At 58.3% G+C, this 15,897-nt stretch carries 12 protein-coding genes and 2 pseudogenes; 4 read left to right on the forward strand and 10 right to left on the reverse strand.

The window, feature by feature from the left end; all coding sequences use genetic code 11:
• Positions 1-111: 111 nt before the first annotated feature.
• The 10 genes and pseudogenes from J4859_RS12785 to J4859_RS17125 all read right to left on the reverse strand — a co-directional run.
• A complete protein-coding gene (locus tag J4859_RS12785) occupies positions 112-2,616 on the reverse strand; it encodes a phosphoketolase (RefSeq protein ID WP_212330319.1) in 2,505 nt (834 codons plus the stop codon).
• A gap of 117 nt (positions 2,617-2,733) precedes the next feature.
• Positions 2,734-3,759 (reverse strand): LacI family DNA-binding transcriptional regulator, encoded by a 1,026-nt coding sequence (locus J4859_RS12790; RefSeq protein ID WP_249113647.1) that lies wholly within the window; start codon positions 3,757-3,759, stop codon positions 2,734-2,736.
• 141 nt (positions 3,760-3,900) lie between these two features.
• Positions 3,901-4,152: a hypothetical protein gene (locus J4859_RS16430; RefSeq protein WP_249113858.1), complete on the reverse strand. Its 252-nt coding sequence runs from the start codon at positions 4,150-4,152 to the stop codon at positions 3,901-3,903.
• 33 nt (positions 4,153-4,185) lie between these two features.
• Positions 4,186-5,184 (reverse strand): annotated as a pseudogene (locus tag J4859_RS12800) (DUF4038 domain-containing protein); the annotation flags it as partial.
• Entirely contained in the window at positions 5,181-6,380 is a 1,200-nt protein-coding gene (locus J4859_RS12805) for a DUF4038 domain-containing protein (RefSeq protein WP_212330323.1), read from the reverse strand. The pseudogene J4859_RS12800 and the gene J4859_RS12805, both read right to left, overlap by 4 nt.
• Positions 6,370-6,876, reverse strand: coding sequence for a DUF5060 domain-containing protein (locus J4859_RS12810; protein ID WP_212330325.1), 507 nt, complete (start codon positions 6,874-6,876; stop codon positions 6,370-6,372). The genes J4859_RS12805 and J4859_RS12810 overlap by 11 nt, the downstream gene beginning before the upstream one ends.
• Positions 6,877-7,368: 492 nt before the next feature.
• Entirely contained in the window at positions 7,369-7,860 is a 492-nt protein-coding gene (locus J4859_RS12815; protein WP_212330327.1) for an IS5 family transposase, read from the reverse strand.
• 443 nt (positions 7,861-8,303) lie between these two features.
• A complete protein-coding gene (locus tag J4859_RS12820) occupies positions 8,304-9,752 on the reverse strand; it encodes a PTS transporter subunit EIIC (RefSeq protein ID WP_212330329.1) in 1,449 nt (482 codons plus the stop codon).
• A gap of 196 nt (positions 9,753-9,948) precedes the next feature.
• A complete protein-coding gene (locus J4859_RS12825) occupies positions 9,949-10,875 on the reverse strand; it encodes a substrate-binding domain-containing protein (protein WP_256436885.1) in 927 nt (308 codons plus the stop codon).
• Positions 10,858-10,932 (reverse strand): annotated as a pseudogene (locus J4859_RS17125) (hypothetical protein); the annotation flags it as partial. The gene J4859_RS12825 and the pseudogene J4859_RS17125, both read right to left, overlap by 18 nt.
• A 209-nt stretch (positions 10,933-11,141) precedes the next feature.
• Between J4859_RS17125 and J4859_RS12830 the strand changes: the two are divergent.
• Genes J4859_RS12830 through J4859_RS12845 form a run of 4 tightly spaced genes read left to right on the forward strand, consistent with a single transcriptional unit; the run spans position 11,142 to position 15,826 of the window.
• A complete protein-coding gene (locus J4859_RS12830; RefSeq protein WP_212330331.1) occupies positions 11,142-12,557 on the forward strand; it encodes an L-fucose/L-arabinose isomerase family protein in 1,416 nt (471 codons plus the stop codon).
• Between the two features lie 2 nt (positions 12,558-12,559).
• The gene (locus J4859_RS12835) at positions 12,560-13,393 is read left to right on the forward strand and encodes a transketolase (protein WP_212330333.1); all 834 of its coding nucleotides are present in this window, start codon (positions 12,560-12,562) and stop codon (positions 13,391-13,393) included.
• Positions 13,386-14,333 carry a transketolase family protein gene (locus tag J4859_RS12840; RefSeq protein WP_212330335.1) on the forward strand — a complete coding sequence of 316 codons (948 nt, stop codon included), beginning with the start codon at positions 13,386-13,388 and terminating at the stop codon, positions 14,331-14,333. The genes J4859_RS12835 and J4859_RS12840 overlap by 8 nt, the downstream gene beginning before the upstream one ends.
• Positions 14,334-14,335: 2 nt before the next feature.
• Positions 14,336-15,826 carry a glycerol kinase gene (locus tag J4859_RS12845; RefSeq protein ID WP_212330337.1) on the forward strand — a complete coding sequence of 497 codons (1,491 nt, stop codon included), beginning with the start codon at positions 14,336-14,338 and terminating at the stop codon, positions 15,824-15,826.
• Positions 15,827-15,897: the final 71 nt, after the last annotated feature.

Consider the following 15,897-nt stretch of genomic DNA (forward strand, 5'->3'; position numbering starts at 1 on the left):
AGGTCAATTATGGTCTAACAGCGAGTTTCAAAAAGAAAGCAGGGCCAGAATGCGGAGAAGGCGCTGCAGCCTGAAGCTGCAGTGCCTTTAGTGAACAGGTATAGGAGACCCTTACTCGTTATCTCCACCAGTTGCCTTCGTAGCAGAAAGGGCAGCACCCGTGTCCTTTGCATCGTGCCACACCCAGTCCGTGAAGGCAGGGTGGTCGTAGCCCCTATCCACAGCGAACTGGAATGCATCCTGACGGAATTTCTCCCATCTGCAGATCTGGTCTGCCCACTTCTCGGCATCCAGGATCCTCAGAGCATCTGCCGCAAGAGCCCAGCGGTCCATGTGGTTCAAGCGGAGCATATCGTAGGGTGTCGTCGTGGAGCCGTACTCCTCATAGCCATGCACGTGGAAGTTGTCATGGTTCGGACGGTGCCAGATCAGGCGATGAATCGTGTCAGGATAGGCATGGAAGGCAAAGAGCACTGGACGGTCCGTCGTGAAGAGCTCTGCGAACTCGTCGTCGGAGAGTGCCTCGTCATTCTCCTGCGCGTTCTGGATCTTCAGAAGCTCGACGACGTTCACGACACGAACCTTCACGCCGAGCGCATCGAGAAGCTCGGTTGCCGCAAGTATCTCCTGCGTCGGCACATCACCGCAGCAACCGAGGACGATCTCAGGCTCGGTGCCCGGCTTGGCCGTGGATGCCCACTTCCACTCGGCAGCACCCTTCTTGAGCTCCTCGCGTGCATCTGCGAGCGAGAGCCACGTAGCCTCAGGCTGTTTGCCTGCGAAGATGCCATTGATGCAGTTCGTGGACTGGTAGCAGCGCTCTGCCACGGCGAGCAGCATGTTCGCATCTGCCGGATAGTAGATGTTCACCACATGGTCGTTGTTCCAGCACTTGTTGAGCAGCACATCCACGAAGCCCGGATCCTGGTGGGAGAAGCCATTGTGGTCCTGGCGCCAGACATGGCTCGAAAGCAGCATGTTGAGGCCGGAGATCGGCTTTCTCCATGGGATGTGGCGCACGGTTGCCTCGAGCCACTTGGCATGTTGGTTCACCATGGAGTCGACGATGTGCACGAAGGACTCGTAGGAAGACCAGAGGCCATGGCGCCCGGTCAGGAGGTAACCCTCGAGCAGGCCTTCGCACTGGTGCTCGGAGAGCTGCTCGATAACATTGCCGACAGGAGCGAGGTGCTCGTCGTTTGCCGGATCGTCGTTGAGGTCACCGTTGAACCACTGCTTGTCCGTCACCTGGTAGCTCGGCTGCAGGCGGTTAGAAGCCGTCTCGTCCGGACCGAAGATACGGAAGCGATCACGGTTGTTATTGATAAGCTCGGCTGTGTACTCGCCCAGCACGTGGGTCGACTCGGTCGTGCCTGCACCATGGCCCTTCGTGTCCACGTCGAAGGCGTAGTCCTCTGCCTTCGGAAGGACAAGCGGCTTCCTGATGACGCCGCCATTGGCATTCGGGTTCGCGCCGATCCTGAGCTTGCCTTCTGGCATGAACTCCGTGACCTCGGAACGGATGGAACCTTCCGGCGTGAAGAGGCCAGAGGGCTCATATGATTCGAGCCAACCCCTGAGCACCTGGAAGTGTGCTTCGGTATCGCGGGCAGATGCCAGCGGCACCTGATGTGCACGCCAGGAACCCTCGATCTTCTTTCCGTCGATGGTCTTCGGGCATGTCCAGCCCTTCGGGGTACGGAAGATGATCATAGGATAGAACGGACGGGAGCTCTCGCCTGCAGCCGCACGTTCCTTGATGTCGCAGATCTCGTCGAAGACTGCCTCGAGCAGTGCTGCGAAGCGCCTGTGGATGGACTCGTGGTCCTCCTCGTCGAAGCCAGCAACGAAGCTGTACGGATGGTAGCCCATGCCGCGGAAGAACTCTTCGCGCTCACCGTCAGAGATGCGCGCCAGAATCGTCGGGTTCGCAATCTTGTAGCCATTGAGGTGAAGGATCGGCAGGACGATGCCATCCGTCAGAGGATCCATGAACTTGTTCGTCTGCCAGCTCGTAGCGAGAGGACCGGTCTCGGCCTCGCCGTCACCCACGACTGCCACAGCGAGCATACTCGGGTTGTCGAGCACGGCACCATAGGCATGGGAGAGCACGTAGCCGAGCTCACCACCCTCATGGAGGGAGCCCGGGGTCTCAGGAGCATAGTGCGAAGGGATGCCGCCAGGATAGGAGAACTGGCGGAAGAACTTCTGGAGTCCTGCCTCGTCGTCCGTGATGTCCGGACGGATCTCGCGGTATGTACCATCGAGCAGGCTCTGCGAGGTGCCAGCCGGTCCGCCGTGGCCCGGGCCCATCAGGAAGAGCGTGTTCTGCTGGTGGTCATGGATGAGGCGATTCACATGGGCATAGAGGAAGTTCAGGCCCGGCGTCGTTCCCCAGTGGCCGACGAGACGGTGCTTCACATCCTCGCGTGTGAAACCGTCAGGACCATCCTCGTTCTTGAAGTCTGCCCTCATGAGCGGGTTGGAACGGAGATAGATCTGGCCGACGGACAGGTAGTTCGCGCAGCGCCAATAGCGGTCGAGCCAGGTGACCTCCTCATCCGAAACGGCACGGTTGAGCTTCTTCCAGGGCGTACCCAAAACAGGCTGAGCCATTTGACACTCCTTCTCTCCCTTGTTTGCTTCTGAAATGCAATATAGGTGATAAAACGTTTTATCACCATATGAAAATATGATTTACCAAAAAATTTAGCTCAATCTAGCAGATGCCCCTCAGGGCACCCTGACCGAGTCCTTGTAGACGAGCTTCGGCACAAGAGGGCAGGCTTTCGGCTCGAGTGGAAGCGTCCCTCTGAGCCGCTCGATCATGAGAGAAAGGACAGCTTCGGAAAGCTCGTTCACGTTCTGCTCAATCGAGGTAAGTGCCGGCTCGAAGAGCACGCCTGCTGCCGAGTTGTCGTAGCTCACAATAGAGAGGTCTTCCGGCACATGGAGCCCCCGCTCAAGGAAGCGCTTCAGAAGCCCCAGCGCGATGTTGTCTGAGGTGGCGACGACCGCAGTCGCCCCTGTCGCAATCACGGCATCCCCCACATGGTAGGCGTCGGGGATGTAGTAGCGGCTCTGGAGCTCGAGCGCATGCTCAGGCACAACATCCATCTCGCGAAGTGCCTTCTCATAGCCCTGTACGCGCTTCCTGCCCGTGCCTTCCTGCAGGTTCGCGACGCAGCAGATGCGACGGTGCCCCTGCTCCAGGAGATGCCTTGTCGCGAGGTAGCCGCCAAGCACATTGTCGAAGCTCACGGAGTCGCCCTGAACGCCTTCGAGCACACGGTCGACCATCAGGAATGGGACAGGCAAAGACGAGAGCATCTCTGCGAGCGCAGGGTCGGGTGCCAGACCTCCTGCCGCAACGAGGAATATGCCGTCGACGCCACGGTTCACGAAGAGGCGCACGAGCTCTGCATCGTTTTCCGGCACATCGTCCGAGTTTGCGATCAGGAGGGCATATCCTGCCTTCCTGCAGCGCTGCTCGAGATGCTTCGCAAGCGAGCTGAAGAAGCGGCTCTCGATGTTGGGAATGATGAGGCCAAGGGTATCGGAGCGCTGGGAGACGAGGCTTCGTGCAATCTGGTTCGGCACATAGTGCTTCTGGCGTGCGCAGTCGAGGATGGCCTGGCGCTTTGCATCGGAGGCGCGCACATAGCGTCCATTGAGGACAAGCGAGACCGTAGAGGGCGAGACGCCCACCTCGCGTGCGATATCCTTGAGCGTCACCTTGCCCATGCTCTCCCCTTTCATTCCTCATCCCGCTCTTTGTACCACAGACGTACCATGCAAACAGCAAGAATCGGTGCATCGCATCATTGGCGCTGAAGCAGGAAGGAGCTGCCTCTCAAGAGTGCAGCTCCTTCGCTGTAGATAATCTATGCTGCTGACAGCTTATGCCAGGTCAAGCACGAGCACAGCATCCTCGAACCAGGTTCCCTGGGCAAGAAGCGTCGTCCCCTTCTCCGCATCGAAGCGAGCTTCGAGCGGCACGATGGTGCGCTCAGCCAGATCGATCGCACGGGCATGGGAGGAAGAGAAGTCTCCGGCAAGGCGGATGTCAGCGTTATAGGGCACATAGACCAGAAGCTTCGAGCCATCAGCTGTCTTCGAAGCGAAGACATCGTCTGCATGCGTTGCAAGCACCTCCTGTGCAGGCACAAGCTCGAAGAGATCGAGGCGCTCTGCCAGAGACTTGGCAAAGCCGAAGTCGCGTGCTCCCGGAAAGTGGAGGCCTACCTCATGCGGCAGCGCCTTGAGGAAGCCTTCGCCTTCGAAGAGGCCCGTGCCCTGTCCTGCACCCTGCCAGTTCCAGACGCCGTGTGCACCATAGGTGATGCCTGCGGAGGCACCGCCCAGAAGCGAGAGCTAGAGCGCACGTCTGCAGTCTTCTTGGCGGAAGCGGCCATAGAGCATGTGCGAATAGCCCATCTGCTCGTAGCAAGGCTCGGAGTTGATGATCGGGCGCTTGTGAGGACGTGCTGCAAAGCTCCTAGCCAGCGTGTAGGCGCCAGCCTGTGCCGTGATGTTGTGGCCCGACTGGTAGAGATAGATGTCGGCACGCTCTGCCAGACACTCAGGCAGCCCATCGTAGCGGCCCTTGATGTGGTAGCAGATGAGGGCGTCAGGTGCGTACTTCTTCACGCAGTCTGTCACGAGCATGTAGCGATCAGTCGGCTCCTCGTGGTCGAAGTCCGTATCTCCCGACACGATATAAATCGGATCGAACTCATTGAACGAGGAGCAGATCTTGCGCACGACCGGATCCACAAGCTCATCGGAAATGATGTTCTGCGAGGCGATATTCGAGGCCCAGGTATTGGGGACATAGTTGCTCCACTGGGCAACGATGGCGGGCGTGAAGCCGCGCTTCACGGCCTCTGCAAGCTGCCACTTCGCATGCTCCCAGAACGCGGGCACTTCCTGCGTGAAGTCGAATGTCACGCCGTCATCAGCTGTTGCATACGGATAGCGCGGATTTGCGACACTGCAGCGGTCCCACTGGGGAAGCGCGTTGATCTGCAGCACATTGAAGCCTTCAGCTGCACGCAGGTCGAGATACTCGATCCACTCGTCGTCCGTCGGGCTCGTGAATGCCGTCCAGATGGTATCTGCCAGCCAGAAGAACGGCTTCCCGTCACGTACGAGATGCATGCCCTCGATCGATACCTTGCTCATTGTGTCTGCTCCATCCTCTTCGAAAAGATGCTGTCAGCCCTGGTAAGGACCAGCAGCCAGTCATCCATCGTCGGCTTGTCAGGCAGACGCATCCGTCCGCCCGACATCTGCCGTACTTCTTCTCCGCTATAGGTGCCCGTGGCCGGATCGAACCACCGGAGCACCCAGGATTCATCCTTCATACCATCAACTGCAAGAGGACGCCTCGTCGTCGCTGCATAGTATGCCACGACATGCGTGCCATCTGCGTTCTTTGCAGCCAGAGGGGTCTTCCTGCCGAGAAGCGCGCTGCCGCCTTGCCCATAAGGCTCGAGCGTCCACCATTCCTGCTCCTCAAAGAAGCAGCGCCTGATGCCCATCTGCTTGGCACCGGGGGAATCTATCGCTTCGGTCCAGGCAACGCCGTAGCGGTTGAAGATGGCTGCCATCATGCGGACAGAAGACGTCTTCTTGAGGTCTTCCTCTGACCAGATATTGTCCCAGATGCCCTGTGCACCATACGTATAGCCAGCATCGCCGAGCTGCATGGTCAGATAGGCCACACGGCGAAGCATCGTGGCATCGATCCTGCAAGGGCCATTCTCCTCGAGCAAAGAGCACTCTTCATAGAGCGCCTCTCCTTCGACAAACGGCTTGTCCGCGTGCTTGGCCAAATAGTCCCGGTAGTCGGACTCTGCTACGACGAAGTCTCCGTGCCCTGCCTGGTCGAGTGTGAAGCTGTACCAGTCCTTATCGTAGAAGCAATCAGAGAACGGACGCTCATTGGCAGAGTGCACGGTCACGGGATAATGGTAGATATCAAGCTCATGCACGGTCTTTGCCACCTCGCTTAAGGCAGAGGCAAGGAAGTCACAGCGGGAAGGATCGTAGGCTGAGGCTTCAACGGCAATTGTCCAGACAACAGGCAGCGTCCCGTAGCGGGCAAGCGTATTCTGCTCCGCCAAGGTCATAGCAGCGCCGAACGCATCGCCTTCGCTCTCCATGCTGCTTCCCCAGGCAAAGCCGAGTGCATTCACAAGACCGAGGTCTGCGAGATAGTGCATGCGACGGTCGATCTCTTCTGCAAAGACAGCCGGGCTGGGGATGGGATGCTCTGCATCCGGCCTTGTCAGCCAGAAGCGGCTGTGCTCATGGAAATCGCTCCTGAGGTTCGTCTGATAGACCGTAAATCCCTGGGAAGCACGCTTATCTGCCATGCTCCTGAACTGACTCTCTATGCCAGGATGGTTCGAGCGCTCCCAGCTCTCCCCCCAGCGCAAACTCCCGATGCGTGTCGCCGAGCCAGAAGAACGGTGTCCCATCCGCATAGGCAAGGATGTTCCGGGCCAGCGGCTTGCCCTCATAGAGCTCTCCCATATGGGCGCAGCGCACAAAGCCATGCTGGTAGATAGGAAGGCTGCCAGCGTACGGCTTCGCCTCGATCGTGCCTGACTTCCCATCGAGCCCGCTCTCGCGAGGAGCAGAGAGCTTCCATGCCCACGTCCCTGCCTTCAGTATAGCAAAGCTCACGCCGTACCTGTTTCCGCCATCCCAGAAGGCTTCCCGTCTGATATGCATACCATCAGGGCCTGCGAAGTCTGCTACGATGCAGCAGTCACGGACAGGATCGCAGAAGGCGTGCGCTGTCTCGAAGACAAGCACAGTCTCGCGCCAGGTCTCTGCCACATCGTATGGGGCTTCTTTCGCATGCATATCTTCGACATGCCTCCTTTCAAAAAACGGGCAGCCAGGCACATCTGCCTAGCCACCCATTCCGTTTTGAGATGACGATTCTAGGGAAACGATGATTAATGCCCCATAACGTGTTAGAGGGGACCGACCACACGACTTTTCGCAGCCGGAATGCGGGAAAGGCAGGGAAGGATGCTCATCCAGCACGTGCAGGAGCCGCTATCCTTACATCCGTCCTGCCCCATGCACCGCATTCGGCAGAGACTCCAAGACGGATCAAGCGACGCTGGGAGCCGGGAGGTGCAGCCTGCCGGCAAAAGATGCACATGGGTAAGGTTTGTACGGGCGAGGCAGACTCGAGCATACAGGAGTTCTTCTCTATCCCCTAGTAGCGCTTCCTTAAGGGGCCGAAGCGCCGCTTCACGATAAGGAAGGGATGCTCTACCTTTGAGCGAACGGAGGCCTTCCTGGACTCGATGCCTTTCTCGGACAAGAGTGCACAGGCAAGGCCCTTTATGGTCGAAGGTTTCCTTGCGACACTCCAGCGCATCTGTGAGAGGTGTGGGTCTGCTGTGACCTTAAGGGCGCTTCGCTATACCTATATAGCCTAAAGTCTGCATAGCAGAACCTGTCATCTTCCCTTACGAGTACGTGTGCCTGGGATATGTCAGATACATTCGCGGCGGTCGTCTCCACGGCATGCACAAGGCCGCTACCGGCATCCACGCCGATATGCGCCTTGTATCCGAAATGCCAGTTCTTCCCTTTCTTGGACTGGTGCGCTTCGGGGTCGCGTGCGTGGTCCTTGTTCTTTGTGGAGCTCGGAGCCTCGATGAAGGTCGCATCCACAATGGAGCCACCCCGCATCATGATCCCTGCCTTTTCGAGTTCTGAATTCAGGTCGTGAAGTATAGCTTTACCGAGTCCCCGCCGCTCGAGGCTATGGCGGAATTTCGCAAGTGTCGTTGCATCTGGCACCTGCGCCTGCATGAGGTCTACGTGCACAGAAGCGCTGCCAGGAGTGACAATCCAGGATAGCATCCTTAGGTTTCCTCGTCTTAAGAGAGCAAACATGACCTAAAGCAGGATACATCCTTATGCTTCGTCTTTGCAGTGCGCACATGCCTGCCACGCGCCTGAGAATGGTAGCTGGTATCTACCAGTGCAATCCAGCTATCCCACACAACGATCGCATCCATCCGCTCCAGGTGTGCCTCTTGCCTAGTCTTTCTCCTTAGATCTTAGGATTTAAGGTCTTAAAAGCTCATCTGGCTGCCCATATCTTCCTTTTGGATATGCTGGAATGTGTGGATGTAGCTATACCATATCCAGAAGACAGATAGGCATCTATGTGGGTATGGGCACTGCGTGGTTCGAGACATTTTGAGCCGACGGCATACAGCGTGTGGCCCCAGTGACCTCATCGAGGTGAATTAATCATCGTTTCCCTAGGCTGCTACCGGATAGCTCTTCTCGTGGTCGAGAGCCTCAAGTTCTTCCTTCGTGAAGCCGGTCATGTAGACGACCACTGCGGCAATGACGCAGGAGATTGCCATGCCGATGACGGCAAAGATCACGTTCTGCGTGCCGCCCTGCAGGTAATTGGTGATAACGAGGAAGTTGGAAGCACCGCCAGCCAGGTAATAGGTGACACCCGTGATTCCGGAGAACACAGCACCGATTGCACCGCCGATGAACATGCCGAGCATGGTGCGGCGCCAGCGGAGAAGCACGCCGAAGAGCGTCGGCTCGGTCACGCCGCCAAGAAGTGCAGAGGCGATGTAACCACCGATCATGCCTTTCTCCTCCTTGTTGTGGATACGCAGGAAGGCACCGATAGCGCAGCCCCAGACAGCAGCCATAGCGCAGTTCGTGGAGACGAAGACGAAGGGATCATAGCCCATAGCAATGATCTGGACCTGGGCAAGAAGGATGACAGGCATATGCATGCCGGCGATAACGAAGAGCTGCCAGAAAGCACCGAGGACAGCCATAACGATGAGGATGCCGATGCCGCCCACGTCAGCAAGACCGAAGAGCGCATTTGCAATGCCGGTACCGATAAGGTTGCCAATAGGTGCAAGAACGATGAGCTCGATAGGGATGGTAACGATCATCGTGAACCAAGGCACGAACATCGTGGAGAGCACATCAGGCACGTGCTTCTTCATCCACTTCTCGATCTGTGCCATGACAGGAATCGTCAGGATGATCGGAAGGACGGACTGAGCATAGTTGCCCGGGACAATCTGGAAGCCGTAGACGCTGATGGCCGTGCTGCCCGTAGCTGCGGCAATTACCGTCGGTGCAATCAGGACACCGCCGCAGAGCATGCCCAGGACCTCGGAAGCCTTGAGCTTCTTTGCAGCAGAATAGCCAAGATAGATAGGCATAAAGTAGAACGAGGCTTCATAGAGCGTCGTGTAGAGGAACGTGTAGGTCGGGTCATCCACCGAAAGGATGCCGAGCATCGTCGGGCCCAAGATTGCTGCAATCGTGCGGAAGAGGCCGCCGCCCATGAGAAGGGGAATCATCGGAACCATGGAGCCAGAGAGATAGTCGAGAATCTTATTGCCGACGGCCTTCGGCGTGAGCTTCTCCTTCATGAGGTTCTCATCGAGGTTCTCATCGATGGCGCCTTCACCCTCAACACCCATCGCAAGCACCGCGTCATAGACCTTCGGTACGCTCTGGCCGATGATGACCTGGAGCTGCTCGCCTGCCCAATTGATGTCAATGACGCCCATGATGGCCTTGATGGCATCTCCATCGACCTTCGATTTGTCCTTGAAGGTCAGGCGCAGCCTGGTCATGCAGTGCGTCGCGGACGCGATGTTCTCTGCACCTCCGACATTGGCGAGAACGCCCTCAGCAATCTTTTGGTTGTCGACTGCCATTGAATCCCCCTTCTTGCCCCTCCGGCCCCAGGCCCCCTTGCCTGAGCATCCGGAATTGCTTGCTGACCTGAAGATTACAGAAGGAAGAACTCGCCTTGACCGTTCTATCGATTTAGTAGCATGTTTACGAGAATTTAGGAATATTTAGCACTCTTGGTTGACAAGATTCAATAGTTGTGATTTAGAAAGCACGCTCTCAGGCATCCTCATCCGGCTTCACGACAGAGGCACGCTGGACAATCTCCGGAAGGACCGAGATACGCACGACCTCGCCATCCGTCTCCCCTTTTACATGCTCGACGAGACGCCTCACGGCGATGGCACCCATATTCGTCTTGGGCACCGCCATGGTCGTGAGCGGAGGGTCGGCTATGGCGGCAGTCGAGACATCGTCGAAGCCGATGACAGAGATATCCTCGGGCACCCTGATGCCGTGGTCCTTGAGAGCGCGTATGCAGCTCATTGCGATGAGGTCGTTGTCGGCGAAGTAGGCAGTCGGCAGATACGGGTTTCCATCAAGGTAGCGGCTCATATCCTTGTAGGCGCTCTCCATCGTGGAGCCCACTTCCACGATTGTGTGGAGCGGGTCGATATCTGACGTATGGAAGTGACGCATGGCCTGGATATAGCCATCCCTGCGCTCGAGGAAGTTCCTGATCTCCGTATTGGAATGGAGATAGCCGATATCGGTGTGTCCCATGTTCCTGAGATAGCGCACGGCTGTCCAAGCGCCACGGGAGTTGTCGATCACGACCGAGTCGAGGTTCTTTGTCGGGAACCAGTTGTCCAGAAGGACGATAGGCACGCCCAGGTGCTCGAACTGCGTCACATCGGTCGCACGCATCTCGGTAGCCAGAAGCACGATGCCGGCACACTTGATGGAGCGCAGGCTGCTCAGCTGCTCTGCCTTGTTCTCCTGAGAATAGAAGTAGGAGACAGAAAGCCGGTGATAGCCAAGCTTGTAGGTCATGTCAGAGACGCCCTTGATGAGGCTCTCAAAGAAGGGAGTGTCTGCGACAACCCGTCCATGCTGCTTGTAGATGATAAGCAAGATCGTCGAGGTCTTCCGGGGCTGAGATGGTGCGTCGTATTCGAAGCCAAGCTCCTCTGCGACCTTGCGCACCCTGTCCCTTGTCTCGGCACCGACGCCCGGACGGTCCCGGAACACGAGAGAGACCGTCGCTGGAGAGACTCATGCTGCCTTTGCGACGTCGCGCGCCGTGACCTTGTCTGCCATGCTCCCACGCCTAACTATTTAGAGCTAAATATTTAGTAATATCCCCCACTCGTTAAGTGTAGCCGAGTTCATCCATATCCTCTATCTCAGGAAAGAAAGCTACCCTTCCAATCCGCCGAGCGGCAGATTCAGGGACAGAGGAGAGGAGCCTCATGGACAGGATCGTTCTTGGCTATGCACCGACGCGCAGGAGCATCTTCAGCGCACCCGATGCAAGGAAGTACCGCAAGATCATCACAGAAAAGCTCGAAGAGCTCGACGTCGAGTTTGTCGATATCGACGATATCAACGAGGAAGGCCTGCTCTACGACGAGGACGACCGTCTCAGGGTCCTGAAGAAGTTCCAGGATGCAGGGGTCGACGGCCTGTTCCTTCCCCACTGCAACTTCGGCACGGAGTTCATCTGTGCCCGCCTTGCCAAGGACCTCGGCAAGCCCGTCCTTCTGTGGGGACCGCTCGATGAGCGCCCGGAGGCAAACGGCGTCCGTCTGCGCGATACGCAGTGCGGCCTCTTCGCAACAGGCAAGGTGCTTCGCCGCTTCGAGGTGCCATTCACGTACATGACGAACTGCAGGGTGGACGATCCTGTCTTCGAGCACGGACTCCGTGACTTCATTGCGGTCTGCAATGTCGTGAAGAAGTTCCACTCTGCCCGCATCCTTCAGATCGGACCCCGTCCCTACGAGTTCTATTCCACGATGTGCAACGAGGGCGAGCTCCTCGAGCGCTTTGGTGTCGAGTGCGTACCTGTGCCCCTGCCCGAGCTCACGCGCGGCGTGAAGGCAGCACTTGCTGAGGACAAGGGCAACGGCACCTCCGACGTCGAGAAGCAGCTTGACTGGATCGATGAGCACTTCGAGAAGAACTGCACCGATGAGCAGGTACGTACGATTACCGCCATGGCCGTCACGATGCGCCGCATGCTCAAGAAGTATCACTGCACGGCCGGCTGCATCCAGTGCTGGAACGAGCTCCAGCATGAGCTCCACGTGATGCCCTGCGCTGCGAACTCGATTCTCAATGAGGAGGGCACGCCGATCACCTGCGAGACGGATGTCCATGGTGCCATCACGTCCCTCATGATCGAGGCAGCAGACATGGGCCGCAAGCGCTCGTTCTTTGCCGACTGGACGATCCGCCATCCGGACGACCCCAACGGCGAGCTCCTGCAGCACTGCGGACCCTGGCCCTGCTCTGTTGCCATGAAGAAGCCGACCATCACCACGCCGCTTGCCTTCGACCACAATGGCACCCTTACCGCTGAGGCCAAGCATGGCGAGGTGACGCTTTGCCGCTTCGACGGCGACAACGGCAAGTATTCGCTCCTGCTCGGCACGGCAGAAGGCATCGATGGCCCGAAGGGCATGGGCACCTACCTCTGGGTCCGCGTCAAGAATATCAAGCGCCTCGAGGCAAAGATCGTGGAAGGGCCCTACATCCACCACTGCACCGGCATCCACGACGATGTGGTGCCCGTGCTCTATGAGGCCTGCAAGTATCTGGGAATCCAGCCTGACCTTTACGATCCGATCGAAGAGGACGTCAAGGCCTATCTGAGGGGAGAGTAGCTGTGGAAATCGATAAGCTCGAGAGCCTGCGCTGGGACCTGCGCCAGGATTGTGTCGACATCATCATGGCAGGAGGCGGCGGACATATCGGAGGCGACATGTCCGTGATCGATGCCCTCATGGTCCTCTACGAGAACCATCTGAGGATCACACCCGAGACTGTAGACGACCCCAACCGTGACCGCTTCGTCCTCTCCAAGGGACATGCTATGGAGGCCTACTACGCTGTCCTCTGCCACGAGGGCTTCCTCGACCTCGCCGATGTGAAGGCACGCTTCTCGAAGTTCGGAAGCCCCTACATCGGACACCCAAACAACAAGCTCAATGGCATCGAGATGAACTCCGGCTCCCTGGGCCATGGCCTGCCCGTCGCTGTGGGCATGGCGCTTGCAGCCAGGATGGACGGCCGCAAGTACCGCACCTATGTCTTCATGGGCGACGGCGAACTTGCAGAAGGCTCTGTCTGGGAAGGCGCCATGTCGGGCGGCAACTTCGAGCTCGACAATCTCTGCGCCCTCGTGGACAGGAACCGTCTCCAGATCTCCGGCTCGACGGAAGATGTCATGAAGCAGGACTCCCAGGAAGAGCGCTGGGCAGCCTTCGGCTGGAATGTCCTCTCCATCCCCGGCAATGATATCCGCGCACTCGATGCAGCCTTCTCCCTCGCCGAGGAGACGAAGGGCAAGCCCACGGTCATCATTGCCAACACGACGAAGGGCTTCGGCTCTCCTGTCATGGAGAACAAGGCATCCTGGCACCACCACCTGCCGAATGCAGAAGAGTATGCCCAGGTCAGCACAGATTTCGCAGTGCACAAGGGGGAGTGCCATGCCTAACAAGATCGCGAACAAGCAGGCCATCTGCGATGTGCTGATGGAGGCTGCGGCCACAGACAAGGACGTCTGCGTCCTCTGTTCCGACTCGAGGGGCTCTGCATCCCTTACGCCCTTCTTCGACAAGTTCCCTGGGCAGTCCATCGAGGTCGGCATCGCCGAGCAGGATCTTGTCGGCATCGCTGCCGGCCTTGCCTCCTGCGGCAAGAAGCCGTTTGCTGCAAGCCCTGCAAGCTTCCTCACGACCCGCTCCTATGAGCAGGCAAAGGTCGACTGCGCCTACTCCGACACGAACGTGAAGCTCATCGGCATCTCCGGCGGCATCTCCTACGGTGCGCTCGGCATGTCCCACCACTCTGCACAGGATATTGCAGCCATGTCTGCCATCCCGAACATGCGCGTCTATCTCCCGAGCGACTGCTCCCAGACGGCCAAGCTCATCCGAGCGCTTCTCAATGACACGAAGCCTGCCTACGTGCGCGTTGGCAGGAACGCTGTCGAGGACATCTACACGGAAAACTTCTACCCCTTCGAGATGAACAAGGCAACCTGGCTGAAGACCGGCACCGATATCGCGATTGTCGCCACAGGCGAGCTCGTGCGCCCGGCACTCGATGCCGCAACACTGCTTGAGGCCAAGGACATCTCTGCCACCGTTCTTGATATGTACTGCGTAAAGCCGCTCGACGAAGAGGCCGTCGTAAAGGCTGCACAGAATGCCAAGGCAGTGCTTACCATCGAAGAGCACTCGCCGTATGGCGGACTTGGTGCCCGTGTTGCCCAGACGGTCGCCTCTTCCTGCCCCCGTCTTGTCGAGAACCTCTCGCTTCCTGATGCCCCGGTCGTCACCGGCACCTCTAAGGAGGTCTTCGGCTACTACGGCCTCGATGCAGAAGGCATCGCCTCCTCCGCTGAGAAGCTTCTCGGAAAGGCAGCCAAGTAGCGATGGGAAAGATCGCCCTCGCAATAGACCAGTCCACGCAGGGCACAAAGGCGCTCCTCTTCGAGGAGGATGGCTCCCTGCTGGCAAAGACCTCCCTGCCCCACACGCAGCATGTGAATGAGCAGGGCTGGGTCGAGCATGATGCTGAAGAGATCCTTGGAAACGTCTGCTGCTGCGTCGAAGCTCTGATGCGAAAGTCCGGTGCCCGTGCGGAAGATATCGCCGCCTTTGGCATCTCGAACCAGCGCGAGACCTGCCTTGCCTGGAACAGGACGACCGGCAAGCCTCTGGCCCATGCTATCGTCTGGCAGTGTGGACGTGCTGCTGTGCTCTGCGACGAGCTCAAGGCAGCACATCCTGGCGCAGAGGGGCTCGTCCAGGAGCATTCTGGCCTGGCTCTTTCTCCCTACTTCTCTGCTACCAAGATGTCCTGGATGCTCAAGAACATTCCCGCAGTTCAAGAGGCTGCCCAGGCAGGCACGCTCTGCTTTGGCACGATCGACTCCTGGCTTGCCTTCAGCCTCTGCGAAGGCCATCCCTTCGTGACGGAGCCTTCGAATGCCTGCAGGACCCAGCTCCTGAACTTGAAGACTGCTGAGTGGGACGATGAGCTCCTTGAGCTCTTCGGCATCCCTCGCATGGCACTGCCAGAGGTCCTGCCGTCCGATGCCCTCTTCGGCATCTCTGACTTCAACGGAGCTCTTTCTACTCCTGTACCGCTCCATGCGATGCTTGGAGACTCCCAGGCTGCGCTTGCAGCGCAGGACTGCCTCAAGCCCGGACAGGCCAAGGCAACCTACGGCACGGGCTCCTCTGTCATGCTCATGGCAGGAGATGCCCCGATCCGGAGCACGCATGGTCTCGTCTCGAGCATTGCCTGGAACCTCGAAGGCAAGCTCTCCTATGTGCTCGAGGGGAACCTCAACTACACGGGCGCTGTCATCACCTGGCTCAAGGACCGGGTACATCTGATCGAGAGCCCGAGCGAGCTCGAGAAGCTCATCTCGGAAGCCAACCCGAACGACAGGTGCTACTTTGTGCCTGCCTTCACGGGCCTCGGTGCCCCCTGGTGGGACAGCGCTGCCACAGGCATGCTCACAGGCGTCACGACGCTCACCGGCAGGGCAGAGATTGCAAAGGCCTGCGCCGAGTGCATCCCCTACCAGATTGCAGATGTGCTCGATGCGCTCTGCGCCGATACCGGCCTTGCCTTGGAGACCTTGAGAGCTGACGGCGGCGTCACGAAGAATGCCTACCTTATGCAGTTCCAGGCAGATATGGCAGAGACATCAGTCGAGGTCTCGAAGCTTGCCGAGCTCTCTGCTGCAGGAGCCGCCTTTGCAGCAGGCAGAGGTGCCGGCCTCTGGACGACGAATGTCATACATGAGCACTATGGGCATGAGACTTATGTACCCAAGATGGCAGAAGACATCCGCCAGAGCAAGCGCTCAGGCTGGCAGGCTGCCCTTCGGCAGGTTCGCTGCCACGACTGAGATAAGTGGGTAGAACAACCAACGGACAGACTTGGCAGGGCCAGCAGATGCTGGCCCTGCTGCACGAGAAA

This window comes from Atopobium sp. oral taxon 416 (assembly GCF_018128285.1).
GTDB lineage: Bacteria > Actinomycetota > Coriobacteriia > Coriobacteriales > Atopobiaceae > Olsenella_L.

Coding starts and splice junctions, on each gene's coding strand:
- J4859_RS12820 (WP_212330329.1), bottom strand. CDS start 9,752: ATGGCAGTCGACAACCAAAAGATTGCTGAGGGCGTTCTCGCCAATGTC.
- J4859_RS12845 (WP_212330337.1), top strand. CDS start 14,336: ATGGGAAAGATCGCCCTCGCAATAGACCAGTCCACGCAGGGCACAAAG.
- J4859_RS12785 (WP_212330319.1), bottom strand. CDS start 2,616: ATGGCTCAGCCTGTTTTGGGTACGCCCTGGAAGAAGCTCAACCGTGCC.
- J4859_RS12830 (WP_212330331.1), top strand. CDS start 11,142: ATGGACAGGATCGTTCTTGGCTATGCACCGACGCGCAGGAGCATCTTC.
- J4859_RS12840 (WP_212330335.1), top strand. CDS start 13,386: ATGCCTAACAAGATCGCGAACAAGCAGGCCATCTGCGATGTGCTGATG.
- J4859_RS12790 (WP_249113647.1), bottom strand. CDS start 3,759: ATGAAAGGGGAGAGCATGGGCAAGGTGACGCTCAAGGATATCGCACGC.
- J4859_RS12810 (WP_212330325.1), bottom strand. CDS start 6,876: ATGCATGCGAAAGAAGCCCCATACGATGTGGCAGAGACCTGGCGCGAG.
- J4859_RS12805 (WP_212330323.1), bottom strand. CDS start 6,380: ATGGCAGATAAGCGTGCTTCCCAGGGATTTACGGTCTATCAGACGAAC.